The sequence below is a fragment of the Enterococcus sp. 7F3_DIV0205 genome (assembly GCF_002141365.2).
Lineage (GTDB): Bacteria > Bacillota > Bacilli > Lactobacillales > Enterococcaceae > Enterococcus_L > Enterococcus_L palustris.
Genome location: NZ_CP147244.1, coordinates 2,897,048 through 2,920,477 on the forward strand (window position 1 = coordinate 2,897,048; position 23,430 = coordinate 2,920,477).

The following is a 23,430-nucleotide window of genomic DNA, read 5'->3' on the forward strand; positions in this document are numbered from 1 at the left end:
ATTTATGACACAAGAAACTATATTTCCAAAGAATTTCTTATGGGGAGGTGCGATTGCAGCCTGCCAAGCTGAAGGGGCATACGGTCAGTATGGTCGTGGTATGGCGGTTTCAGATATTTCCTTTTTCGACAGTCAAATTGACCGTCAGGATTTAGCCAAGCATCGCAATGTCACAACAGAGAAAATTGAAGAAGCGATGAAAGATCCGAATACAAAACGATATCCTAAACGTCATGGAATCGATTTTTATCACCGTTACAAAGAAGATATTGCTTTATGTGCGGAGATGGGCTTTAAAGTATTCCGTTTTTCAATGGCATGGAGCCGTATTTTCCCGACAGGAGAAGAATTGACACCAAATCAAGAAGGATTGGATTTCTATGATGCTGTTTTAACCGAGATTGAAAAATATGGCATGGAACCACTAGTGACGATCTCACATTTTGAAATGCCTCTAGCACTCGTAAATAAATACAAAGGCTGGACAGATCGTAAAGTTATTGACTTATTTGTTCGTTTTGCCGAGTGCTTGTTTGCGAACTTTGGGCAACGTGTAACCTACTGGATTTCATTCAATGAAATTAATGCAGGCCGTTTTTCAACCTTTAAATCTACTGGTGTTGTAGCAGATAAAACAGACAATTATATCCAAGATTGCTATCAAGCAGTCCATCATCAATTTGTCGCAGCAGCACTTGTCACGAAACGATTACATGAAATCAATCCAGCTGGAAAAATGGGTTGTATGATTGCTCGTTTTACAACGTATGCGGCAACATGTAAGCCAGATGATGTCTTACAAATGATGCATGACGATCAATATGATAACTTTTTCTATACAGATGTGATGCTTCGCGGGAGCTATCCTGGCTACATGAACCGCTTCTTTAAAGAAAAGGGTGTTTCAATTGTTTGGACAGACGGAGATAAAGAGCTATTAAAAGAGTATACATCTGATTATTTAGCGTTCAGTTACTATATGTCTAATGTTTCAAGTGCGAAGCCAGACGAAGGTGAAATGACAGATGCCAACTTGAAAAAAGGACTAAAAAATCCTTATCTAGAAAGTTCAGCATGGGGCTGGCAAATTGATCCAAAAGGGTTGCGGTACACGTTAAACAACCTGTATGATCGCTATCAAGTACCTTTATTTATTGTAGAAAATGGCATCGGTGCCGAAGATAAAGTAGAAGCTGACGGTCGTATTCATGACACCTACCGCATCGATTATTTACAAAAACATCTTGAGCAAATGAAAGAAGCTTTGATCGATGGGGTTGATTTAATTGGGTATACGACGTGGTCTTCGATTGATATTGTTTCTTCAGGTACTTCTGAAATGTCAAAACGTTATGGTTTTATCTATGTTGATCAAGACGATGACGGTAATGGGACGTTGGCTCGGAGTAGAAAAGATTCGTTTTATTGGTATCAAAAAGTTATTCAAAGTAACGGAGCTGAATTGACGGTTTCGTAAAAATAGAATGTTTAAGCACCCTACGCAGGTTGGAAGATTGTGTAGGGTGCTTGTTTGTTATGTCCGTTAATGGTCTTATAAAAGAGAATCTATGTAGTGTGATTTATCAAAAAGTTACAGGCACACTGAATAATCTGATAAAGTCTATAGTTTTCAATATGGTATTCTTATCTTACATAATATTTTTAAATATAAATTTATAGTTTTGTAATTCAACTAAAAAGGTTGATATTATGTAATGCTATTTAACGGCTGTAATAATGGATAGAATCGCAATAAAATTAATTTATGCATCAAAGGAGATGTTCAGATGGCAGATAAAATCAGTACCGATGCAGCAACCGTAAATTCCTTAACGAGTAAATTTACAAGCAGTATCTCATCCTTATCATTCAAACCATGGAAGACCTGATTCACATAGTGCTCCTCACTGGCATGAATATATTTATGATTCAGAATTTCCTTTAGGGAAAAAAATTGATCATAAGTTCGATACCAACCCACCATTTTCAAAATAGGAGAAAAAATATGCTGAAAAAAATTGATTGTGCTTACAATGATGCGAACTATAATGCTGAGTTTTTAATTAAAATATTAACATCTATGAAAGAGAATACAGGAATTAGTAAATTTTCTATAGGAACAATTAATGCAGTTCCGAATGATCAAGAAAGATTTTCCGAAGAAAAAGGATTATTTAGTGATAAAGTTTTTGATTTTAATAATCGAGTAAGAGATGCACAAGGTATGAAAATTGATTTTGATGAATTGATTGATATTTTGAATCAGTGCAGAACTGTTTGGGAAATAAGTATTGCTGTTGTTTTATTTGATAGTGAGTTTGTTCCTAATTTAGAAGATACAGAAAAAGATATTGATAATAGTGTGTTAATTGAATTTAATCTTATAGAAGGAGACTTATTTACACTGTTTTATAGAGATAGTATAAGTTATGACAATTTTTCAAAAATTTTAGACGATGAATCAAGTACTATTGAGTAAGTTTTAGAAAGGAAAATAAAAAGGGGACTTTACTACTCCTTCATTTCAGTTTTGTACTCTCTAGGAGAACTACCTGTATATTTTTTAAACGTATTCGTAAAACTACCACTGTTTTCAAAATCTGAAGTTTCTTGTAGGTCGAGTATTCGCTTTTCTTCATCAAGTTCAAAGATCGCCTTTTCAACTTTTAAACTAGAGAGAAATTCAGCAACACTGAATCCATTTATTTCTTTAAACTTCCGACTAAAGTGATGTTTATCATAACCGAAGTGAACGGCAATTTCCTCACTGATCATTTTTCTACTAACAGCTTCTTCTGAAATGAAAGAAAGAATTTCAGGCATTTTCGTTTTCATTATTCTTCCTCCTTTTCAGAGCGCTATTTTCTAAAAATCATATCAATAAATAAACTATATCAACTACTTAGTTTACACAAAAAGAAAGAGTTTTCCAATAACATTTAAAATGTTCACAAATGAATAATACTGAACATGTATGTCGAACAATTTTTAGTATCATGAATAAAAAATCTAAAACGGTCGCTTACCAATTATAGTGTAAGTTATCGTTTTAGATTTAACTATTTTTTATTCTATATCATCATTCTGCAGAAGTTTTTCTGTATCTATTGTTGTACTCCTAGCATTTAATTCATCTTCTGTTAATCCACTTTGATCAGCTACTATTTCTAAGTCTATCTTTTTTTGAATCCACCAAATAATTAAATCATATAAATCTTTTGTTGGAACAACGACATCTTCAAAATAATCCATTGTTTCATCGCCCCAAAAGTGATCGATAATTGTTGTAGTCTCTTTTGTAATCTCTACAGTTGTTCTGTTTGTTCCTGTACCTTGAGGCTCCAATTCCCCAGATAGTACTTTCTTCAATTGATTAACAATACTATGTTCCCAGTTTAAATCTGTTGTAATAGTATCATTTAATCCTAATTATTTAGGATCAACAAATGAAAGTATAGCTCTTTTATGTGGTTTAGGTGAGTTCAAATGCATATAATAAAATCGATAGTTTAATATTTTTAATTATTATCGTCTTCTTGGGGATTTTCAGTAGTACTAATATTACTTTTTTCATTCAATTCATCAGCAGTGAAACCACTCGCATTAGCAATTTTTTCTAAACGTGTTTTCTCTTGAATCCACCAAATGATTAAATCTCTTAAATCGGTTGTAGGGACTTTTAAAGGTGGTAAAATATCGATATTGTCATAAACACCATCGAAGTTATCTGTGAATAGTGTTTCGTCCTTTGTGATATTTAACATAACTCTTTCAGTTCCGCTCATTAGTTGTTTTTCTTGCCCCGATAAAACTTTTTCAATCGATTGTAAACTATGATTTCTTTCAACCGGTACAGATCCACCCATATTAATAAAATCATTTAAAAGTTCATAGCTATCTTCTGGAAATGTTAAGAATACTTGTATATTTGGTTTCGGAGCATTTTTAAACTCAGCATATCTAATTTTATAATTAACCATTATTTTCTCCTTTAATTATTTATTGGGGATGGGAACGCAGATATAATTTTCCCATTACTGTCTATATACATATCCACCCAAATTCCATTAGATAAACCTCTAAACGTATTTCTTGAATTTGGGACAGGTGATCTATTTTGATAAGCTCCATTTATAATACTTACAACAAATTGAGGATCCCAATGCTCAGGGAAAAAGCTTGATACTCCTTGATTCCCTGATTTAGGTATTCCATTTACAGTTACTTGCCCTTCGTAAATTCCAGAAGTATTTGGTGGTGTCTTAGTACCTGGAACAATACTGCCCGGTGTATTTGGAATAAACTCTGAATGATAACCACCTGCATTCCCTCTACGATTTAAATTTCCTTGGAAAATATGAGCAAGTGCATTATTGTTTTGGAAATTGGATGTATTTTTTAAATCACTCAAATCGAATAGGATTGGTGAATTAAGGAAACGATCATCTTTCGGAGCATTTTTATTAAAATCAGAAATTTTCATACTTCTATTTAAAAGCAACGCTTTATTCTGATAATCAGGCATATAAAAGTCTCTGGCTGCATTTTCCCATGGTCCTTTTAGATTCATGATATCCATATTCATACCCATTTGTTGTAGCCCAATTACTGTACCAGCAGTTCTTGCTTGTATTCGTAGTTTATAACGACTAACACCTGCATCAATCTTTTTTTTATGAGCTTTTTTGAAATCATTGATTCCTTGAGACCAATTTGATTTGCCATAATCTACCATCGCAAAGCCAACATTTGCACCTAGAAAACTAGCATCGTTCCCTAGCTCACTGATACCCATCTCAATGTTGTTTAATAATTCATCAATATAATCAAAATCATTACTGTGAGCTGAAACGAATTGCTGGAAATCCTGTAGTACCTCAATATCATCCATAACTTTTGTCAAATTGAACTCGTTAAATAATTTCCCGATAATCGGCATTTCTGCTAATTGAGTTAAAATTTTATTGTGCTCAGCAGTTAATCGTTGTGCTTCAAAATACAAGTCTTGTAAGTCGTTCATATCCAGTTTGTCTTTGTTGGTGTCTACCTCTGCTGAAAAGGAATTGATGTATTGACTTAATTGTTGTTCAATAACACCTAAAACATCGTATAAAGCTGGTGTGACAACGGAGTAACCATTTTGGAATTTATTCTTGGCACTATCCCATCCGTCACCAGAAAGGGCTGGTTCACTTGAGAATTCTGAAATCCGATGATTTAAACTATACAATTGATTGTACATTTCTTCGTTGGAAGATTCTACTGTTTTTAAGAGTTTATCTAGCTCAGATTTTTTTATTTTAGTCATGAGTTTCAGTCATCTCCCTTCTGATTTGGTCGTTTTCTGTTTCGAGAAGTTGAATTTCTTTTGTCAATGCAAGATGATTTTCTTCTAATTCTTCAACTGATTGATTCAATTTTTTCTTAAGGGAAGTAACCACTTCATTGCTATGTGCTGAAATGAAATGGTGAATGTCTTATAAGACTTCAAAATGATTTATCAAAAAGTTACAGGCACACTGAATAATCTGATAAAGTCTATAGTTTTCAATATGGTATTCTTATCTTACATAATATTTTTAAAAGCAATTATATGGTTGGACAATTTAGCTAAAAAGATGAATATTATGTAGAGGATAAAATCAACTAATCTATCAAAGGAGACATTCAGATGGCAGATAAAATCAGTACCGATGCAGCGACAGTAAATTCTTTAACAAGTAAATTTACAAGTAGCCTCTCATCCTTATCATTCAAACCAAAACAAGCAAGTAGCATGAGCTTTTCTGAAAGTAGCGCTGCCAGTGCAATGAAAAGCAGTGTTTCTTCTCTAAGTTCTATCGTATCAACATTCAAAAGTAATGCATCAAAAGATATTGGAAACTTAGAAAAAATACACCAAGCCATCAAACAGGCTGAAAAAAATGCAGTAAAGTAGGTATGTTATGGAAGAAAAACAACTACAAGTAAAAATCGAAGAATATGAAGAACGAAAAATAGCATTAAAGAAAAAAGAGACCGAAAGTGATTTTCTAATCAATGATCTACAGCGTGTTTACCAACAACAAGCCGAAATCTTAGAAGAATTTCTCTATTACAGCAAAGGAACAGAAGCAGAACGTTCTGCAAGAATAGACCTAGAAATGCTGGAAGATGAACGAACAGAAGCCTTCCGAACCTTTGATGCAGGAAAAGAAGAACTAACAGAATTAGTCAGTGAAACAGAACGTAAAAAAATCCAAGCAGAAGACGACCTCCTATGGCTGCAGAAAAAGAATCAAGCACAAAAGGAGGAAAAAGATGCCTAAATTTAGATATACGGAATGGCAAAATGTTGCCAGTGAAGTCCAAACGTTGCGTTTAACTGTGTTAGATCAACTAAATTCTTTTAAAGAGGCGCAACAAGCATTTCAAAGTGCAGAAAAACTATCTGGTACAGGGTGGGCGTCTACCAAAAGTTATTTTGATGCCTACTCAGAAGTATCAACCACAGTGGGCAATGCCTTAAATACCCTTGATGATGCGATCACCTCTTATTTGAGCGCCTTTACCTCAGAAGTTGGACCTGCAGAAAATGATTTGGATACCGCAAAAATGGAAGGATTGAAAGCTGAGTTACGTCGTCTACAAGCAGAAAATGATGTGATTATGGAAGCTTTAGCGAAAACTTTTGAAGATGTCCCATTTGTGAATCAATTTTTTAATAAGAGAAGTATGCTAGGAACTGCTAAGAAAATTGAAATTCTCGAAAAATATAGCGCTTTTGAAGCAGCACATGGCAGTGATTTCTCAGATGTACAAACGGTTATTGTTTCGATTGCTGAAGGGTTAGCCTTTCTAGGTAGTGCTGGGAATTTTTCAGGCGGTAAAGACGGCTATAAAACCATTGATTTTAAAAATCAAAAATGGTATAAAGCACTAAAGGACTTTAACAAAGCACAACCGAAAGACCGGATCGATGTGGTGATCAAGGAATTATCAAATGGCGTTGAATATCAGATTTATCGCAATGGGAAATTGGACGTTCAAAAAACAAAAGAGTTACATGAATTGTTTCGTGTCCATAATATTGAATTGTTTAAAGAGTATGGGCCGGAGATTTTTAAAATTCTTACGAATATTGATGATATTGAGATCCTGTTTGGGAAAGATTCAACAACGATGCAGCGCTCATCTTCGGGTGTTTTCTTGTTATTAGCTGTATTGCCGATTGATCGAGTGAAGGATATTTTGAAGTCGGCTAAGTTGCTTAGAAATGGTGATTATACGCTTGATGCGATTAAGTTGACTGCTAAAGAGTGGGAAGCGTTGAAGGAGTTTGAGAGGTCGGCGGATGTTGTTAAGACTGTTGATAGAGGGAAAGATGCAAGAAAAATATTTGATAAAGGTCAAAAAATATTGAATGATTTTAGCATAGAGAAAGCCTATGTAAAGCCAAAACATCTAGCTACAACTAACGGAAAAGGAGCCAAATTTATAGGGAATTCTAAGGCAGAGGCTGAAGAAATTCTCAGAAAAACAATGTCGGAAGGTAACGTACTCTCCATTTCTAATAATGGAATAACTTCACAAGGAAAACAAAGCTACGAATATATCATACAGGCAAATGATGTTATTGGCACAAAAGGGCAGAACAAATTGAAAATTATTTTGTCTGAAGATGGAGGAATGCTTAGTGCATACCCAATCAATTAAAGGAGATGTAAGTATGAACACGATAGAGAAATTTTTACAAGCTGAAATAAATGAACAAGAGCTTTATGAAGCGATAGTTGAATTTGTTAATTCCTATGAAATTAGAAGCGGCGAGTTTGAAGGAAACGAGTATATTATAAAGAAACTGGATCGATTGAATTTCTTTATTTTTCCAGAGTATGAAATCAATAATCAGCGTGAAATTCCATTTGTAGAATGCATATACAAAGATGAACTAATTACAAAAATAAATGAATATGCACGAGAAAAAAATTTGAATGTAGTGGATGTTTAAAATAAAAAACAAGACTCCAATTATTTAGAAATGAATCAATAGGTTTTAAGTAAGGCACTATTTTATTTAGGAGTACAGCAATGAAAAAAATAAAACTATATTTAGAGTATCAATGTTTTCCTATATGGATATATGCAGATGGGCATTTTCTATATAACGATATACCTAAAGAGTTAGTGGAAGATAAAGAATTAGAAAGAAAATTAGTTTCCTTACAAGAAAAATATAATGACCTATTTATTGATACAGATACTGAGTTCAAGTACATTAGATTTAACTCAGATATAGAAAAAGAAGTATTTCTTGATGAGTTTAATCAAATAACAAATTATCTACAAGAAGCACTTGGAGAAGAATATGCAATAGGGAATGAGATAAAAATCTAATTCATTTGGTAGTGGTAAGGTCTAGGGGATTTCCTCTAGGCTTTTTTGCGTTGCGCTAGTTACTAGAGAAAAAAATAATCGGTCTAAATATCATGAATATTCTCATTCTACTGCTGATGTGTATTCAAAAAACAAGTAGCCAGTTATCCAACTACTTGTTTAAATCTATCGTTCATCAGTAACAGTTCGGCTAATACTGATGAACTTTAAAATCCCATTTTGCAGCTAGGATTTTAAATCAAAATGTTTTTCAATTTCTCTTTGGTTTTAAGTTTATGTGTTTCTTGAGTTAATGTTTTTAGTATTCGCTCATGCTCATAGAAGAGGTTATCGGGAATAGAATGATTATGGGTGTTGTTTTTTAGTAAACTGAATGTTTCGTGCCAGTTCTTTAATTGTTGGATTGAATGATTTAGTTTATGTAGATCTTGATAGGTGATCATTTTTACTGGGTGAGCCATGTGGAACCTCCTAATGATATTTTTTAACCTTATAAGGTTAATTTATCACAAGAATTATCTGTTGTCAACCTTGTGCGGTTAATTCGTTGTATGGAAGTATTATATACTTCAGTTAACTGTACAAGGTTAACGGAGGAGATTATGACATATTCAGAAATTATTGTTTTTAGGCTTAAGGAATTATGTGGACAAAAAGGAATTTCAATAAACAAACTTGCAACTTTATCAGGGATGACCCAATCTACGCTGGATAACATTATGAAGGGGAATACTAAAAATCCCAAACTAAAAACGTTACATAAATTAGCAATGGGATTAGATATGACGGTTTCTGAACTATTAGATTTTCCAGAGATGAATGAAACGCTTTTTGATGATGAATAATACTGGAGATAACCTTATAAGGTTAATTTCGTGTAATCTTATTCATTATACTTAAGTTAACTATACAAGGTTAATGGAGGATAATTATGACTTACTCTGATGTAATTAGATTACGGCTTAACAATTTATGTACTGAAAGAAACATATCGATCAATAAACTTGCAACGTTATCTGGTATAACGCAGTCTACTGTGGATAATATTATGAAAGGGAATACCAAAAACCCTAAGTTGAAAACTTTGCATAAGTTAGCTACAGGGCTTGATATGACGGTTTCTGAACTGTTGGATTTTCCAGAGATGAATAATACAATATTTGATGATGAATAATTATTTTTAGTAAGTCTAAGACTATGGTTAAATTGCTTTTTTTACTGAAGATAGTTTCAGAATATGTTAAAATATTGTTAAGTTATGTTAATTTTAGCGATAATCGTGGAGGGTAGTTTTTATGGATAAAAGTGATCTAAAAAAAATACAAGAAAAAGCAAAAGAAAGAACAGTCAGGACTCAAGATGTCGAATATGATTTAGAGACATTAGTCAAAAAAGTTGATAATCAAGTAATAAAACTAGATCCAGAATATCAGAGAAGACATGTATGGAATGATGTAACATCTTCAAGATTAATAGAAAGTTTAATATTAAATATTCCAATTCCGATAATATTTATTTCTCAAGATATTGATGTAGACGATGAAAATGTAGACGATATTGCAAGATACTCAGTAATTGATGGGCAACAAAGATTAACAGCTATTGTAAATTTCTTCCATAATGAATATGAGCTTACAGGTATGGAAATATTAAGTGATCTTAATGGTTATAAATATAGTGGATTACCAGGTTTTTTGATTAGAAGATTAGAAGAAAGAACTATAAAGTGTTTAAGAATTGATTCATCTGTGGATTCTCAAGTCAAATATGATATTTTTGAACGCCTAAATTCGGGTTCTGTGAAATTAGAGTCACAAGAACTTAGAAATGCTTCACATCGAGGGCCGTTTAATGATTTAATCAAAAAATTATCCGAGAATGAAGATTTTAGAATTCTTTTGCAAGTTAATTTGAATAAACCACAGGAGAATAAAAAAGTTAAAAGAATGGAAGACGTTGAGACAGTTTTACGTTTCTTTGCTTTTGGTGATGATAAATATCATGATATGAAAGGTGGATTAAAATATTTCCTTTCTACATCAATGAAAAAATTTAATGAACTTGACAATCATAGTTTGTCATTAATGGAAAAGCATTTTAATAGAACTATGAAAGTTATTCGAGAAGAGTTTGGTGAAAAAGCGTTTGCTAAGTATAAATTTATAAAAGAAGAGAATGATTATAAGGAAATGTCTTCATTTAATGTTTCGGTATACGATGCGATAGCTGTTGCAGTTGGAGATACTTTGTTGTCTAAGGATAAATTAAAAAGCAATAGTCGAGAAAGTGTAAAGAAATTATTTTCAGATGAAGATTTCTTTAGGTATATAGAAGGAAGTACTAACGATAAAGCAAAAATTGTGGGTAGAATTAACGCAGTTAAAGGAGTACTTTGATGGAGTTGGAGGAATTAAGTATATCCAATTTATTAGAGATTCTGACTGAAAATTGGCAAAAGCCAAAGGAGCTGTTAGAAATTTCCAAAGACTATGACGATACAAATGTGCAGGTGACTATCTATGAAAGTTGTGTAGTATTAATTAGTGCTAATATTGAGTCAGGGATAAAACAAATCGCTAAGAGTTGGATTGATGATTACAATAAGTTTGTTGGAGCGTCCCAAGCTAATAATAGTCTTATGAAGGCTGTACAAGATAGCTATTATGAAGATAAGGGATTTAATCAGAAATACAGAGAGAAAATAAAAAATCTACACAAAGACAATAACATACCTATAGATGCTAATTGTATTACCACTAATTTAAAGAATCCAAAACCTGATACATTCATTAAATTTTTCAGTAAAGTTGGTGAGAAAAAATTTTTAGAGCGCATAAATTCTGAACAACTTTCCGATCTTTTTTCTTCGAATTCTGATGAACGTGATCCTATAAAAGAAATGATTTTAAAAAAAATTGATATATTAAAAAATAATCCCATGAGTTCTAACGAAGAATTATTAGCTAAACTAAATTTAAATTATCAAGGTTCAAATGCATGGAAAACATTTCTTGATGAATTAGTTAAAGCAAGAAATAAGGTTGCTCATGGAAATGAAGAACAAATAACCTTAACGAAAATAAAAGTTAAAGATTTTATAGAAAAAGCAGAATATTTTCAATATCTTACTGTATTGAACTTATATCAAATATTTTTGGATGATTACAATGAATCTATTTTAATTGTGTGAAAAAATCAGATTATATGTCTTTGAATTTATCAATTGTAGGTTCGAGATAAGAACTATTTAAAATATTGCCAAAAAAATTTTTGAATTTTATAGAGGTACAGATATTTTGTTTATTATAGAATGTAAATCCCAATCAAAGTCTGATCCTATTACACCTTATGATTTCAGCTTATTTCTACTCTAACCGATTCACTAGGTCTAAAAAGTAAGCGAGTACTGGCATAATTTCGTATCATACTTAGGATTATAATAGTTATTATATCCGACTTGCAACCCAATTCAAGATTTTGTTTCTCATGTGCTGTTAAATTGGGTAGCATAGAAACGATTATTTCAAATGCAGGTATCATTCAGGGTTACTTAATATGAAAAGTTCTTCTTTTTGTTCTTAGAAAGTGGTAAAAATTAAAATAAATAGATTGAGAGGAGTTTTTATATTTGAAAAAAATTTCAAAAATGGAGAGATTAATCCTAAGTAATCAATACGAGATTTTGTCAAAGTTAGCAGAAAATGAATATGAAAAAAAAGATTATCAAACTAAACGAGAAATTTTTGTTCAAGGTTATGAATATAATTATGATGATGCTACAGAATATTTTGCTGATCTTATGTCTAAAGAGGATTCAGAATTTGTGTGGAATGTATTGGAAATGTATAGGGCTTTCCAAAATGCCTATACGAAAGATCCAGAAAATATAGATGAGAAGGCTATTTCTTTTCAAGGGTTTGATGGAAATTCCACAACTAATTACTATTCATATTGTAAGTTTGTTATTCATGAGATGGATAGATATGCTGAATTTAAAAAAATAGATTTGAACTCTCATGGTAACTATCCAAGAGAAGATACTTTAAAAATTTGGGTAAGTAGATGGAAAGAGATTATAGAAAAAAGAAGAGAAAATCAAGTTGGTTATATGCCACTATCTGCCGAAGATATAAAAAAGATTATTGCTTAATGTCTGAGCTACCTGTAAAGGTAGCTCTTTTATATAGTTAAAGTCCAATCGGTAATCAATATTATCAAGCTTTGATTATGAATTTTGTAGGAATAATAATAGCGAAATATTGGTTACGGATTTTTAACAATACTTCAATTTACAAAGATAGTAATCATCGATACAAATTTAAGTATTGATTTTTTTAAATTATTCTTTCATCCAGAAAGGAACAGATGCTTTCCCTTTTTGAATAGCTTTAATTTTTTTTGATACATTAGATTCTAAGTATTCTAATTCAACAGCTCAATCTAAGGTTTTCCGAAACATTGCTTAAATGATAAGGTTAAAAGAGTTACTGCTTATATAATTTGTCGTTTTTCCAAGTTAATATTTCTTGAACTGTTATATACAAATCGGGGTTATCTATTATAACTAACAACAATTTGTTTTTAACTCTAGTTAAAGCTTCGAAAATACAACTATCTTCATAGTAAGGGTAATATTCATTGTATGTAGATACTAGCTTTGCATCTTCATCATATTTAAAATATTTATCCAAAGGCACGAGAACATTATCATATTCTTTTCCAATTACAGAGTGTGATGTTTCAGATGACATACATATTTTTGGTCTTTTCAAATTATTACCTGTTTTTGTTACATATTCTGTTAGCTCTATAGAGACGTAGTTTTCTTCCTGACGCATATATTCTATATACGTACCAGCATCTAGTTTGTTTTCAAAGTAGACAACGTTTACGTTATCATAATCAAACGGTTGGACTCCTTTCGCTTTTAGATTTAAAAATTTTTGTATAAAAGAAGACATTACCAAATCAGTTCTAACTTTTTTTTTCAATTCTTTGATTTTTATATCAGGACTTAATTTCAGTTGGTTCTCAATGTAAAGTTTTTTTTCTTCAGGATGTAGTGTTTGTTGATGATCTACTGAGAAAATAACTTTTTTATTATTTGTGTTCATTAACCAGTCATATTGATTCTTATATAGCCTTTGAGCTTCGTCAACCAAAATTATATTGTGGGCATTTAAAACGTTTTCTGTTATGTTTTTTATAGAAAGTATATTTAAGTCAAGTGCAGTGCTAATCTCATTAGAATTAGGTAAAGAAGCACAAAATATGACTAATACCTTTCTGCCAAGCCTTTGGTACTCCTTAGCTAAATCAATGATAACCATTGATTTACCAGTACCGGGACCCCCAATTAACCCAAATTTATTATATTGATTATTAGTTAAAATATCTTTACGTACTTCTTTTTGTTCATCGGTTAAAAAATACTGATGATTTGCAAATTGAGCTGGTTGCGAATACGGAGAAATTATAAGGCTTGATAAATTGATATTTTCTAGTTCATTTTTTAGAATATAATCATATGGGATCATATTAGCCAAACTTTCAAAAGAAACTTCAACTAAAGTATTATCTTCTTTTAATAAAAGTAATTTATTTAAACTATTGATAAAGGTACACAAAACTGTTCTTTTTTCAAGAATGCTTAACAAATAGCGATGTCTAATTAGCTGATCATTGATTTCTTCATAACTACCAGATGGAAGGTCATGCTTTAATTCAATATTTACGATTGTATCATTGCTAAAACGTAAAATATCAAATTCTTCTCGTATACCTGCGTTCACTACATATCCAATGAAATAGCCATTTTTTTGACTGAAACAAGTTTGAGCTATTAAGTATTTTGATAATAATAAAAGATCATCTATTTCAGTTCCTGACATTCCACTATTTCTAGTATAAGAAAAACCATTGTCTTCTAACTTCAAAAAAGATTTTAACAAATTGTTGTCACCTGAATCAATAATTTGCACAACAGAGTCCAAATTAACCGATTTACTCATGAATATCTCTCCAATCTATTTTCCTTTTAAAAGAGGTTCTATATTTTTCATGGAACTTTCCACTTATATAGAAAGAAGTCAACCATTACTGGCGGACTTCTTGGTTACAAATGTGGTCGCATAAGCTACCATATTTGCATAATTTTATTCTTTTGGAATAATTCTATGGTGCAGAAACCCTTATAAATCAATGGATTTGTGAGTCATTCACCTTTACATTATTCCCACTCAACAGTAGCAGGTGGCTTACTCGTAATATCATAAACAATCCGATTCACATGATCCACTTCATTCACGATCCTCACAGAAATCTTCTGCAACACATCCCAAGGAATTCTAGCAAAGTCAGCTGTCATCCCATCAATCGAAGTCACTGCACGAATCCCCACAGTATAATCATACGTACGGCCATCACCCATCACACCCACACTACGGATGCCAGGTAACACAGTAAAGTACTGCCAAATATCACGATCTAAACCAGCATTAGCGATCTCTTCACGTAAAATCGCATCAGAGTTACGCACGATTTCTAATTTATCTTCGGTAATTTCACCAAGAACACGAATGCCTAAACCAGGACCAGGGAATGGTTGGCGCCAAACAAGTGCTTCTGGCATGCCTAATTCAATTCCTAAGGCACGAACTTCATCTTTAAATAGAGTATTTAACGGTTCGATCAATTCAAATTGCATATCTTCCGGCAATCCGCCCACGTTATGGTGAGATTTGATTGTTTGCGCTGTTTCAGTGCCGCTTTCTACGATATCTGTATAAAGGGTACCTTGTGCTAGGAAGTCGATACCATCAAGTTTTGTCGCTTCGTCATCGAAAACATAAACAAATTCATTTCCAATGATTTTACGTTTTTGTTCTGGATCGGAAACGCCAGCTAATTTATCTAAGAAGCGTTTTTTCGCATCTACTTTAATGATGTTCAAGCCGAATTTTCCAGCTAAACTATCCATTACTTGTTCTGCTTCACCTTTACGCAATAAACCATGATCCACAAAGATACAAGTCAATTGATCGCCGATAGCTTTTTGTAAAAGCACACCAACAACGCTAGAATCCACGCCGCCTGAAAGGCCAAGAAGGACTTTTTTATCGCCGACTTGTTCACGGATTTTGTTAATTTCCATTTCGATGAAATTGCCCATTGTCCAGTCGCCTTCGCAATGACAAATATCAAAGGTAAAGTGACGTAATAAGTCGTTACCATATTCAGAATGACGTACTTCTGGATGGAATTGCACACCGTACAAGTTGCGGTCTGTATTTTGAACTGCTGCAAACGGACAATCTGCACTAGTTGCCACAGTTTCAAAGCTATCAGGGATGGCAGCGACTAAGTCACCATGACTCATCCAAGCGATTTGTTTTTCAGGTGTTCCTTTAAAAATAGGTGAATCAGGAATCAAAAGTGATAGCTCTGACTTGCCGTATTCACGGTTGCCAGCAGGCTCAACTTTTCCACCTAAATTATGCATCATTAGTTGCATACCGTAACAAATCCCTAGAATTGGAATGCCTAATTCATAAATTTCAGGATCGATACTAAACGCATTTTCATCATAAACACTATTTGGGCCACCAGAGAAAATAATTCCTTTTGGTGCCATTTCGCGAATTTCATCCGCTGTGATTCGGTGGCTCAATAATTCTGAGAACACGCCAAATTCACGAATACGTCGAGTAATCAATTGGTTATATTGACTACCAAAGTCTAAAACAATAATTTTTTCGACAGTTGTCAAATCGGCAACATTGGTCACATTTATTACCCCTATCCATTTAGATTTATCTAATAAAAGGTCAAAAAGAATTTTTGACCTTTTTAGAATCAAATTAAGTGTTACTTTGTGATCTAGCTTCACGAACTAGTGCTTCGGAAAAAAGATGAAAAAGGCTAGTGACAAAAAGCGTCACAATCAGTTTTCCCTATTTTTCTGTCAGCACTGAACGAGTTCGTTCAGCCTTTCTTTTAATACTTCCGCATAAATATCTCATCAATAATATGATTTTCAGTCTTATGAAGTATAATATCCGCTCTGCCTCGAGTTGGCAAGATATATTCCTCTAAGTTTTTCAAATTCACCGTTTTCCAAACTTCTTTAGCCATTGCAAAGGCATCTTCACGATTGCCGATCGCATATTGATAATAGTAATTATCTGGATCAAGAAAGGCTGTATCGAGTAAGGCGCCAAATCGTTCAAGGTACCATTTTTCGATCAGCTTCGGTTCAGCATCTACAAAGACTGAAAAGTCAAAGAAGTCACTGACGTAAATTTGCTGATTGGCTGGCAATTGTAGTGTATTGATTCCTTCAACGATCAGAATATCTGGTTGTTGGATCACTTCATATTCGCCTTCCACAATATCATATACGCTGTGAGAATAAAGTGGTGCTTTGATTTCTTCTTGGCTGTTTTTGACTTGGTTTAAAAAGTCGATCAACTTTTCCATGTCGTAGCTTTCAGGAAATCCTTTACGATCCATGATACCTTTTGCTTCCAACACTTTATTCGGATACAAAAAGCCGTCCGTCGTAATCAGTTGGACATTGCGGCGTTTAAAGGTTCTGGATAAAATCAGCTGTAGCAAGCGGGCGGTGGTACTTTTCCCAACAGCCACACTACCAGCGATCCCGATGATAAAAGGCGGAACAGGCACATATTCATGCAAAAACAGCCCTTTGCTAACAGTTAAAGACTCAAATTCTTTCATATATAAGTGAATCAGATGGGTCAGCGGCACGTAAATGTCCTGCACATCCTGCAATGAAATTTGATCATTGAAGCCTTTAATATCTTCTAATTCTTCTTCTGTCAGCGGCGCTTTGCCGTTATGATAGAAGCCCTGCCATTCCTTCCGTGAAATGGGGTAATAATTCATTTTATCGTCCATCGGTTCCTCCACCAAAGCCAACATTTATTTCTGCTCCTATTTTAACACAATTTAGCTAGACCTAACACCAATTCCTGAAATAATTCTTTGCTTCAGCAAAACGGTCTTTTCAATGGTATGATAAACAAAGAAAACAAGACAAGAAAGGAAAATGCTTAATGAAAAAAATTGTTTTATTTGGAGATAGTATTACTGCAGGATACGGCGAAGAAGCCATTACTCCTATTTTACAAAACCTAATCTCAGAAGATTTAGCAACTCGAAATTATGAAGAAGTCATGATCGTAAATGCTGGTATGCCAGGAGACACCACGCAAGATGCCATGAAACGTTTAGAGAAAGAAGTACTAGCTGAGCAAGCGGATATTGTAACAATCTTTTTCGGTGCCAATGATACAAATATCGATAACCTAGTGCCTTTAGAACAATACGCAGAAAATATCGAAACAATGATTACCAAAATCGGCAAAGAAAAAGTTATTCTACTTACACCGCCTTACGTAGATTGTGCTAGAAAACCAACCCGAGATGATGACCGTATTCGTGAATATGCAGAACGAGTAAAAGTGATCGGAGCTAAATATGAAATTCCTGTCATCGATTTATACAAAGCTATGGTTGTTTACCCTGGAACCGATGAATTTTTACAAGCAGATGGTCTACATTTTTCTAAAACAGGTTATGACCTACTAGCAGCCTTGATTGTTCGCGAAATAAAAGGTAGACTGATGACAAAAGAAAATAGTTAGGAAGAAGAAAATGACGAATCATTATTATACAGAAAATCCAGATCTAGCGCATGATTTAGAGCAGTGGTCGTTTGAATTAAGAGGCAAAAAATTCCAGTTTTTAACAGATAGTGGGGTGTTTTCCCGCAATACGGTGGACTTTGGTTCACGTGTGTTGATCGATGCTTTTGATTGGGAAGAACTACCAGAAGGGAAGCTACTTGATGTTGGCTGTGGCTATGGTCCGATTGGGTTAACGCTTGCTTCATTGAGCGGAAGAACGGTAGAAATGATCGATGTGAATCAACGTGCGGTGGCCTTAGCGCAAGAAAACGCGAAGAAAAATCATGTAGAAAATGTTGATATCCATACTTCAAATATTTATGCGGATGTTCATGAAAAGGAATACGCTGCAATTATCAGCAATCCGCCAATCCGAGCGGGGAAAAAAGTGGTTCACGAAATTTTAAGTGAAGCTCATCCAAGGCTTTTAGTCGGTGGAACCCTGACAGTCGTGATCCAAAAGAAACAAGGGGCGCCAAGTGCCGAAAAAAGAATGGCGGAAGTTTTTGGTAACGTAGAAATCGTAACAAAAGATAAAGGCTACTATATTTTAAAAAGCATTAAAGAAGCATAAGATTGAATAGAAAAATAAAAAAATCGAGACAGTCGAAATGATTGTCTCGATTTTTTGCGTATTATTCTTTAACGAGCTGTAAAAGATGTGTATAAATAGCTTTCCAAGTTCCAGCCTCATTAAAGTTTTCCACAAGTAAAAAGGTGGTATCTGGTCTTTCGATCGGTGCCACATAATTTGCGATGATCACATCTGCAATCGTGTCATCCGTCGTAAAGATAAAAGTGTCTGGGTTGAGTATTTTCATTAGTTTACGTTTTAAGGCCAATTCAGCAACGATATTCCCACCAAAGTCGATATAAATCATAACTTTTTGCTGATGCTCACCGAGAACGATCAAATAAAGTGTATCGATTAGTACCTGTTTGCTCTCTTCTTTTTTAGACCAAGGGACTGCTGGTTGAAATTGATCGTAGAAATCAACCAATTGCTCATACAAAGCTGCATGAGTTTGAATACTTTTAGTAGTTAAGGCTTGTGAATAAAAGATATTTTTTAAATCATGCCCAAAAAACTGAATATAGCTTAAATGTAGGGTCAAAATATAAAGGCTAGCGTAATAGTTTTTATAAAGACGAGGCAAAGATTCCAATGTAAAGGCTTCGAATATGGCATCTAGCATTTGTTTGGCAAGCATTGCTAGATCAAAATCAATCATGGTTTCTAACTGTTCTCCCAAACGAATCATTTCTTCAAAGCTGCAGAGTCTGGGAATAAAGATCCGCAGGAAAAATAGTAGGAAGGCATGATCCGGCTCATTTTCTTTCGCTTTCAGTAGGGTTGTTAAAGGAAAGACGGAGGAGCAGTGAAGCTCTTCTGTTAAGCGATCTAGATCCGTAGGCGTATGTTCTAACACATAGAAAAAAGAATTTAAACTGTGAAGCTCAGAATAAGTCATCTGTTTGGCGTAAGGAAGTGTTTTTTCATTTGCTACACTTTTTTGACGCTCAGATTCAATCGCAGGATAGGCTGAACGGTAAAAGAATAGGAAACTAAACACTAAAAAGCGAAAGATAAAAATATCAGCAGCTCGACCATCAAGATAAACGTTCTTATTGGCAACTGATAATCTTAAATTAAATTGCGTCAAAAACGGATTGACCTGACGGACTACATAATACGTATGGGACTGAGAAAATAGCAATTTGTTGGCAATATCAGTGATTGGAATTTGCTCCTCGTGTAAAAAAAGATACGTCAATTGGAACATAGCAGAAGCATTTAAATAATGTTGAATAAGTTCGTAAATCAATAGTGAGGGATGATGCCCCTTTTCTGATTTTTCTGCTATATATTTATTTTCTTTGTAATTAATTGTGATTGGGATTTGATAGATTGCCAGATCTCTATTGAGCTGAAGGACAAAGTGATACAGCCGATTTTTAGAGAGAGACAATTGTGTTTGTAATGTCTCGCTTTCGATCATGGGACTATTTACGATTCTAGTAAATAAATCCAATTTTATCTGTTCATTTTTTTTGATTAATTGAGTCATTAACATAACGATCCCACCTTTATAGTAGATATTATAAACGGGTTTAAATGTTTTTCATATTAAAAAATTAAAAATAAGCAAATTATTGTAATACGAGAATATCTTGAAGTTGGAACTGAATTCTTTTATATTTTGTAAGCAGAACAAATTTTGACAAACAAGAGGTGAGTCAGTGAAATTCATTAAACGATTTAATTTATGGATGCTTATTATTTTTTTAGTTGTCAGTCCGTTATGTCAAAGTCCGATACATGTATTCGCCGAAACACTAAGTGAACAGACAAACATATTAAAAATACATAAAAATGAAAAAGAACAAGCTGTTGTGTCATTGCCTCAGGTTCGGCCAGGGCAAGAAGTAACCATTAAAACAAATACAGTAATGGATATTGTTGCTTTAGAACAAGAACAGTCTATCTTAAAATTAACAAATGATGAAGAAAATCATAGTATCTCATTTATCTATCAGGGAACAGCACCGTTTCAATTATATTTTGATGTCGATCAAGTACAAGAACAAGAAATTATAGTAGAACAGAATCAAGAGACGATCACTTACCAACTACAGTTAGATGAAAGTTTTACTGAAACAAGCACGTCAGAATTAACAAGCAGCGAAACAGAAGACACCAATCAATCAAGTTCAGAAACTTCTTCAACGGTCGAGACAAGTGAAACGATAGGATCGTCAGAACCTGAAAAAAATTCAGAAAACCAAAGTAGCACTAGTAACAGTACAGAATCGAGTTCAACGTCAACAACGACAGAACAAGCACGTAAACCAGAAACACGGTCAGGAGACTTGGTGAGTGAGATTGCGGCAGATCGAGATGCTGGTTGGAAAGTTCAACTCGATAAGCAAACGACGTTAGCTACCTCATTATCATCAGGGAGTCAGATTTCATATGGTTTTGCTACAGAAGAGGATTTATTTTTAACGAATATTTTCTTAACCAATGAAAATGGTCAGCGAGTTGATTATCGCAATGAAAGTAATTCTTCAAATGGTAGAGGGATTCGGTTTTACTCTTTTGAAAAAGCTGGAGAATATACGCCTGTAGAGAAAGTTGCTATGAGTGCCGTCTCAGTCAAAGAGAACCAAATCAGAGCCTATGGCGAGTTTACGCTTGATCATAATCTAATCTATTCCTATAAAGTAGTAGTGCGGGTAACGCTCAGTTCAAATTCCGAAACTGGAGATATTCAAAAACAAATTGAGATCAAACGTGTTGATAAACCTCTATTAGGTGATCCTCAACCAATGAATGTTGGTTTTTCAGAAGTTGTTGATACTAAGTTGAATGGGAAAGACAGCGGAGACGTTGCTTATATCGGAAATGGACGTGGACTTTCAATTGCAAATGATCCTTATCAAGTGATGTTTAAAGTTGGAGAGACAAGTAATGTTGGAACTAATCCAGACAAATGGGGCGCTGCAAAAGGAACCTATTTAGATTTAAGTATAGGGATTCACTGGTGGTATCGTTATGCAGAACCAGGAGACTTCTTTAAGAGCCGATCGATCATCGGTGGTGAAGTTCATGGGTTAGAAGAAAAGAATGGTCAGCCAGGTGAAATCGTCGATTATTATTCAGATGCGGCAGTTGCTATGATGTGGAACAAACAAAAAGTGAAACCACAAGAAAAGCGGACGATGTCATATACGATTCATTTAGATGAAATCAATAACCCCAAGATAAACCTACAATCAGATATTCCTGCTAGTTTACTTGAAGGAAAAATCTTTGAGAACATCAGCGGTACGGTAGAATCCGAACTAAGTAGTACGGTTGATATGCTCTATGCAATCGATGATGAGCCGTATACAAAATTTGAAGAGATCGAAAATGGGGATCAAAGTGGAAAGCAGAAATGGTCGATCGACAAAATTGATTTATCTGCATACAAAACTGGGAAACATACGCTTACTTTTCTGGCACAAGACAGCAATGGTAACTTGTCTGAGAAGGTCACACGTACGTTTAGAATCGTCTCAAAAGATACAAAATATGTTTTTGATTCGACTGTTACGAATACGAATGGACTACTCTCAAAAGTTCACCCGGGCGACCGTTTACACTATGAAATATATCTAGAAAACAGAGGGAAAAACATTTATTTCCGATGGGAAAATGAATTTTCCAAGTACTTGACGCTAGATGAGGCCTCACTGCATATCGAAAACAAGCGAGATCCTAAACCAGATGTTCAAATACAAGGGAACAAAATGATTTATAACGGGGCAATGGCTCTTAATGAAGTAATTACGTTTAGTTTTGACGCAATTGTTAAAGATGAAAGTTTAGGCGTAAAACTGGCATCTATCGTGAACAAAGCTAGTTTTTATGAAAAAGGTAGTACCACAAAACCCTTAGTGAAAAGCGAAATCAGTATAGCAAATGAAGGAACTGTTACTAACTTTCCCAAACCATACTTAGAAGGGCAGCTGCTAAATAAAGATATCAAAGAAGAGGATGAATTGCTCTTTGAAGGTAAGATCGGCAACTCGACACTAGCCAAAGACGTTGATTCTGGTGCATGGAAGCAAGTGCAGTATGTTTTTCCAGAAGAAGAAGGACTAGTTCTTAAAGAAATTCAGATTCTTGATAAAAATAACCAGCCTTTACCTGATAGCCAAGTTGAATGCGGGATCGTTTCCGAAACAGATGGGCAGCAGGTAAAACAAAACTATCGTAGAATGGCGATTGCTCGTTTTAAAAAGGATATTTTACCCCAAGAAGAATATCATATACGAGTGAAGGCGACAGCAGCAAAAGATTCGTCTAAGCTTAGTGAACCAATCATTGTGCATACTTCTGCTTTTGGAATAGATAAAACAGAAGAAAGTGTTGAGCTTGAAAAAGAGATCAAACTACCTAAGGTTCAACCCAAAGAAATGTTGACCATTGCAGAGGTTACAGGGGAATTGAATTTTGGTGAATGGACAATAAAACGAGAAAAACAAAAAAGATATGCAGAAGATTTGAGTATAACGATTCAAGATACACGTAGTGGTAACAATTCGTGGTCGTTACAAGTATCGAGTGAAATTAAAAATGAATCTGGTGACACGTTACCTCTCTTCTTTGAAGAGGGGAATCAAAAACAATCGTTAGAAGCTGGAGTCATCATTAGTCACAAAGGAATGAAAGAATTGAAATTCGGGGAGAAAAGCGAGCAAAAAATATATGCTGAACTATCTCCAAACATGACGAAAGGCCATTACCAAGGAACCGTTTCTTGGAATCTGATGGATGTGCCTTAAGATTCAAACG

23 protein-coding genes and 1 pseudogene are annotated in these 23,430 nt (G+C 34.0%); 15 read left to right on the top strand and 9 right to left on the bottom strand.

Annotated features, from left to right (window positions below; genetic code table 11):
* Window positions 1-4 precede the first annotated feature (4 nt).
* Complete coding sequence (locus tag A5821_RS13560; protein WP_086315283.1) at window positions 5-1,477, top strand: glycoside hydrolase family 1 protein; 1,473 nt, start codon at window positions 5-7, stop codon at window positions 1,475-1,477.
* A gap of 528 nt (window positions 1,478-2,005) precedes the next feature.
* Window positions 2,006-2,479: a hypothetical protein gene (locus tag A5821_RS13565; RefSeq protein WP_212637428.1), complete on the top strand. Its 474-nt coding sequence runs from the start codon at window positions 2,006-2,008 to the stop codon at window positions 2,477-2,479.
* Window positions 2,480-2,514: 35 nt separating this feature from the next.
* On the opposite strand, the pseudogene A5821_RS13570 reads toward A5821_RS13565, so the two are convergent.
* The 4 genes and pseudogenes from A5821_RS13570 to A5821_RS13585 form a co-directional block, all read right to left on the bottom strand.
* Window positions 2,515-2,835 (bottom strand): annotated as a pseudogene (locus A5821_RS13570) (helix-turn-helix domain-containing protein); the annotation flags it as partial.
* Window positions 2,836-3,066: 231 nt separating this feature from the next.
* Entirely contained in the window at window positions 3,067-3,369 is a 303-nt protein-coding gene (locus tag A5821_RS13575) for a hypothetical protein (RefSeq protein WP_139844067.1), read from the bottom strand.
* A gap of 149 nt (window positions 3,370-3,518) precedes the next feature.
* Window positions 3,519-3,980 carry a hypothetical protein gene (locus tag A5821_RS13580; protein ID WP_086315285.1) on the bottom strand — a complete coding sequence of 154 codons (462 nt, stop codon included), beginning with the start codon at window positions 3,978-3,980 and terminating at the stop codon, window positions 3,519-3,521.
* An 11-nt stretch (window positions 3,981-3,991) separates the two neighbouring features.
* A complete protein-coding gene (locus tag A5821_RS13585; RefSeq protein ID WP_086315286.1) occupies window positions 3,992-5,308 on the bottom strand; it encodes an EndoU domain-containing protein in 1,317 nt (438 codons plus the stop codon).
* 363 nt (window positions 5,309-5,671) lie between these two features.
* On the opposite strand from A5821_RS13585, the gene A5821_RS13590 reads away from it, so the two are divergent.
* From A5821_RS13590 to A5821_RS13610, 5 genes are all read left to right on the top strand, one after another.
* Window positions 5,672-5,938: a DUF3130 family protein gene (locus A5821_RS13590; protein ID WP_086315287.1), complete on the top strand. Its 267-nt coding sequence runs from the start codon at window positions 5,672-5,674 to the stop codon at window positions 5,936-5,938.
* A gap of 7 nt (window positions 5,939-5,945) precedes the next feature.
* Entirely contained in the window at window positions 5,946-6,308 is a 363-nt protein-coding gene (locus A5821_RS13595; protein ID WP_086315288.1) for a hypothetical protein, read from the top strand.
* Window positions 6,301-7,695, top strand: coding sequence for a T7SS effector LXG polymorphic toxin (locus A5821_RS13600; protein ID WP_249921877.1), 1,395 nt, complete (start codon window positions 6,301-6,303; stop codon window positions 7,693-7,695). Before A5821_RS13595 ends, A5821_RS13600 begins: the two co-directional genes overlap by 8 nt.
* 13 nt (window positions 7,696-7,708) lie before the next feature.
* Window positions 7,709-7,990: a hypothetical protein gene (locus tag A5821_RS13605; protein ID WP_086315289.1), complete on the top strand. Its 282-nt coding sequence runs from the start codon at window positions 7,709-7,711 to the stop codon at window positions 7,988-7,990.
* Between the two features lie 80 nt (window positions 7,991-8,070).
* On the top strand, window positions 8,071-8,376 hold the full coding sequence (locus A5821_RS13610) for a hypothetical protein (protein ID WP_086315290.1): 306 nt from the start codon (window positions 8,071-8,073) through the stop codon (window positions 8,374-8,376).
* Window positions 8,377-8,609: 233 nt separating this feature from the next.
* On the opposite strand, the gene A5821_RS13615 is transcribed toward A5821_RS13610, so the two are convergent.
* The gene (locus tag A5821_RS13615; RefSeq protein ID WP_086315291.1) at window positions 8,610-8,837 is read right to left on the bottom strand and encodes a hypothetical protein; all 228 of its coding nucleotides are present in this window, start codon (window positions 8,835-8,837) and stop codon (window positions 8,610-8,612) included.
* A 141-nt stretch (window positions 8,838-8,978) separates the two neighbouring features.
* On the opposite strand from A5821_RS13615, the gene A5821_RS13620 reads away from it, so the two are divergent.
* The 5 genes from A5821_RS13620 to A5821_RS13640 all read left to right on the top strand — a co-directional run bounded on the left by A5821_RS13620 (window position 8,979) and on the right by A5821_RS13640 (window position 12,526).
* On the top strand, window positions 8,979-9,221 hold the full coding sequence (locus A5821_RS13620) for a helix-turn-helix domain-containing protein (RefSeq protein WP_086315292.1): 243 nt from the start codon (window positions 8,979-8,981) through the stop codon (window positions 9,219-9,221).
* Between the two features lie 86 nt (window positions 9,222-9,307).
* Window positions 9,308-9,550: a helix-turn-helix domain-containing protein gene (locus tag A5821_RS13625; protein ID WP_086315293.1), complete on the top strand. Its 243-nt coding sequence runs from the start codon at window positions 9,308-9,310 to the stop codon at window positions 9,548-9,550.
* A gap of 121 nt (window positions 9,551-9,671) precedes the next feature.
* Window positions 9,672-10,772, top strand: a complete 1,101-nt coding sequence (locus tag A5821_RS13630; RefSeq protein WP_086315294.1) for a DUF262 domain-containing protein — start codon at window positions 9,672-9,674, stop codon at window positions 10,770-10,772.
* Window positions 10,772-11,566, top strand: a complete 795-nt coding sequence (locus A5821_RS13635) for a HEPN domain-containing protein (RefSeq protein WP_086315295.1) — start codon at window positions 10,772-10,774, stop codon at window positions 11,564-11,566. The genes A5821_RS13630 and A5821_RS13635 overlap by 1 nt, the downstream gene beginning before the upstream one ends.
* A gap of 438 nt (window positions 11,567-12,004) precedes the next feature.
* Entirely contained in the window at window positions 12,005-12,526 is a 522-nt protein-coding gene (locus A5821_RS13640; protein WP_086315296.1) for a YfbU family protein, read from the top strand.
* 334 nt (window positions 12,527-12,860) lie between these two features.
* Here the strand turns inward: A5821_RS13640 and A5821_RS13645 are convergent, their stop codons facing one another.
* From A5821_RS13645 to coaA, 3 genes are all read right to left on the bottom strand, one after another.
* The gene (locus tag A5821_RS13645) at window positions 12,861-14,387 is read right to left on the bottom strand and encodes a DNA/RNA helicase domain-containing protein (RefSeq protein ID WP_086315297.1); all 1,527 of its coding nucleotides are present in this window, start codon (window positions 14,385-14,387) and stop codon (window positions 12,861-12,863) included.
* A gap of 218 nt (window positions 14,388-14,605) precedes the next feature.
* Window positions 14,606-16,162, bottom strand: a complete 1,557-nt coding sequence (gene guaA / locus A5821_RS13650; protein ID WP_086315298.1) for a glutamine-hydrolyzing GMP synthase — start codon at window positions 16,160-16,162, stop codon at window positions 14,606-14,608.
* Window positions 16,163-16,371: 209 nt separating this feature from the next.
* Window positions 16,372-17,295 carry a type I pantothenate kinase gene (coaA, locus tag A5821_RS13655; protein ID WP_086315709.1) on the bottom strand — a complete coding sequence of 308 codons (924 nt, stop codon included), beginning with the start codon at window positions 17,293-17,295 and terminating at the stop codon, window positions 16,372-16,374.
* Between the two features lie 158 nt (window positions 17,296-17,453).
* Between coaA and A5821_RS13660 the strand changes: the two genes are divergently transcribed.
* Together A5821_RS13660 and A5821_RS13665 are read left to right on the top strand one after the other, a co-directional pair.
* Window positions 17,454-18,044: an SGNH/GDSL hydrolase family protein gene (locus A5821_RS13660; RefSeq protein WP_086315299.1), complete on the top strand. Its 591-nt coding sequence runs from the start codon at window positions 17,454-17,456 to the stop codon at window positions 18,042-18,044.
* Between the two features lie 10 nt (window positions 18,045-18,054).
* The gene (locus A5821_RS13665) at window positions 18,055-18,660 is read left to right on the top strand and encodes a class I SAM-dependent methyltransferase (protein ID WP_086315300.1); all 606 of its coding nucleotides are present in this window, start codon (window positions 18,055-18,057) and stop codon (window positions 18,658-18,660) included.
* Window positions 18,661-18,721: 61 nt separating this feature from the next.
* Here A5821_RS13665 and A5821_RS13670 read toward each other — a convergent pair whose 3' ends face one another.
* Entirely contained in the window at window positions 18,722-20,161 is a 1,440-nt protein-coding gene (locus tag A5821_RS13670; RefSeq protein WP_086315301.1) for a helix-turn-helix domain-containing protein, read from the bottom strand.
* A gap of 166 nt (window positions 20,162-20,327) precedes the next feature.
* Between A5821_RS13670 and A5821_RS13675 the strand changes: the two genes are divergently transcribed.
* A complete protein-coding gene (locus A5821_RS13675; RefSeq protein ID WP_086315302.1) occupies window positions 20,328-23,420 on the top strand; it encodes a hypothetical protein in 3,093 nt (1,030 codons plus the stop codon).
* The last annotated feature ends 10 nt before the right edge of the window (window positions 23,421-23,430 follow it).

Excerpts from the sequence above, each read along its gene's own strand:
- A5821_RS13560 (WP_086315283.1), top strand. The coding sequence starts at position 5 with ATGACACAAGAAACTATATTTCCAAAGAATTTCTTATGGGGAGGTGCG.
- A5821_RS13565 (WP_212637428.1), top strand. The coding sequence starts at position 2,006 with ATGCTGAAAAAAATTGATTGTGCTTACAATGATGCGAACTATAATGCT.
- A5821_RS13580 (WP_086315285.1), bottom strand. The coding sequence starts at position 3,980 with ATGGTTAATTATAAAATTAGATATGCTGAGTTTAAAAATGCTCCGAAA.
- A5821_RS13585 (WP_086315286.1), bottom strand. The coding sequence starts at position 5,308 with ATGACTAAAATAAAAAAATCTGAGCTAGATAAACTCTTAAAAACAGTA.
- A5821_RS13590 (WP_086315287.1), top strand. The coding sequence starts at position 5,672 with ATGGCAGATAAAATCAGTACCGATGCAGCGACAGTAAATTCTTTAACA.
- A5821_RS13595 (WP_086315288.1), top strand. The coding sequence starts at position 5,946 with ATGGAAGAAAAACAACTACAAGTAAAAATCGAAGAATATGAAGAACGA.
- A5821_RS13600 (WP_249921877.1), top strand. The coding sequence starts at position 6,301 with ATGCCTAAATTTAGATATACGGAATGGCAAAATGTTGCCAGTGAAGTC.
- A5821_RS13605 (WP_086315289.1), top strand. The coding sequence starts at position 7,709 with ATGAACACGATAGAGAAATTTTTACAAGCTGAAATAAATGAACAAGAG.
- A5821_RS13610 (WP_086315290.1), top strand. The coding sequence starts at position 8,071 with ATGAAAAAAATAAAACTATATTTAGAGTATCAATGTTTTCCTATATGG.
- A5821_RS13615 (WP_086315291.1), bottom strand. The coding sequence starts at position 8,837 with ATGGCTCACCCAGTAAAAATGATCACCTATCAAGATCTACATAAACTA.
- A5821_RS13620 (WP_086315292.1), top strand. The coding sequence starts at position 8,979 with ATGACATATTCAGAAATTATTGTTTTTAGGCTTAAGGAATTATGTGGA.
- A5821_RS13625 (WP_086315293.1), top strand. The coding sequence starts at position 9,308 with ATGACTTACTCTGATGTAATTAGATTACGGCTTAACAATTTATGTACT.
- A5821_RS13630 (WP_086315294.1), top strand. The coding sequence starts at position 9,672 with ATGGATAAAAGTGATCTAAAAAAAATACAAGAAAAAGCAAAAGAAAGA.
- A5821_RS13635 (WP_086315295.1), top strand. The coding sequence starts at position 10,772 with ATGGAGTTGGAGGAATTAAGTATATCCAATTTATTAGAGATTCTGACT.
- A5821_RS13645 (WP_086315297.1), bottom strand. The coding sequence starts at position 14,387 with ATGAGTAAATCGGTTAATTTGGACTCTGTTGTGCAAATTATTGATTCA.
- coaA (WP_086315709.1), bottom strand. The coding sequence starts at position 17,295 with ATGGACGATAAAATGAATTATTACCCCATTTCACGGAAGGAATGGCAG.
- A5821_RS13660 (WP_086315299.1), top strand. The coding sequence starts at position 17,454 with ATGAAAAAAATTGTTTTATTTGGAGATAGTATTACTGCAGGATACGGC.
- A5821_RS13665 (WP_086315300.1), top strand. The coding sequence starts at position 18,055 with ATGACGAATCATTATTATACAGAAAATCCAGATCTAGCGCATGATTTA.
- A5821_RS13670 (WP_086315301.1), bottom strand. The coding sequence starts at position 20,161 with ATGTTAATGACTCAATTAATCAAAAAAAATGAACAGATAAAATTGGAT.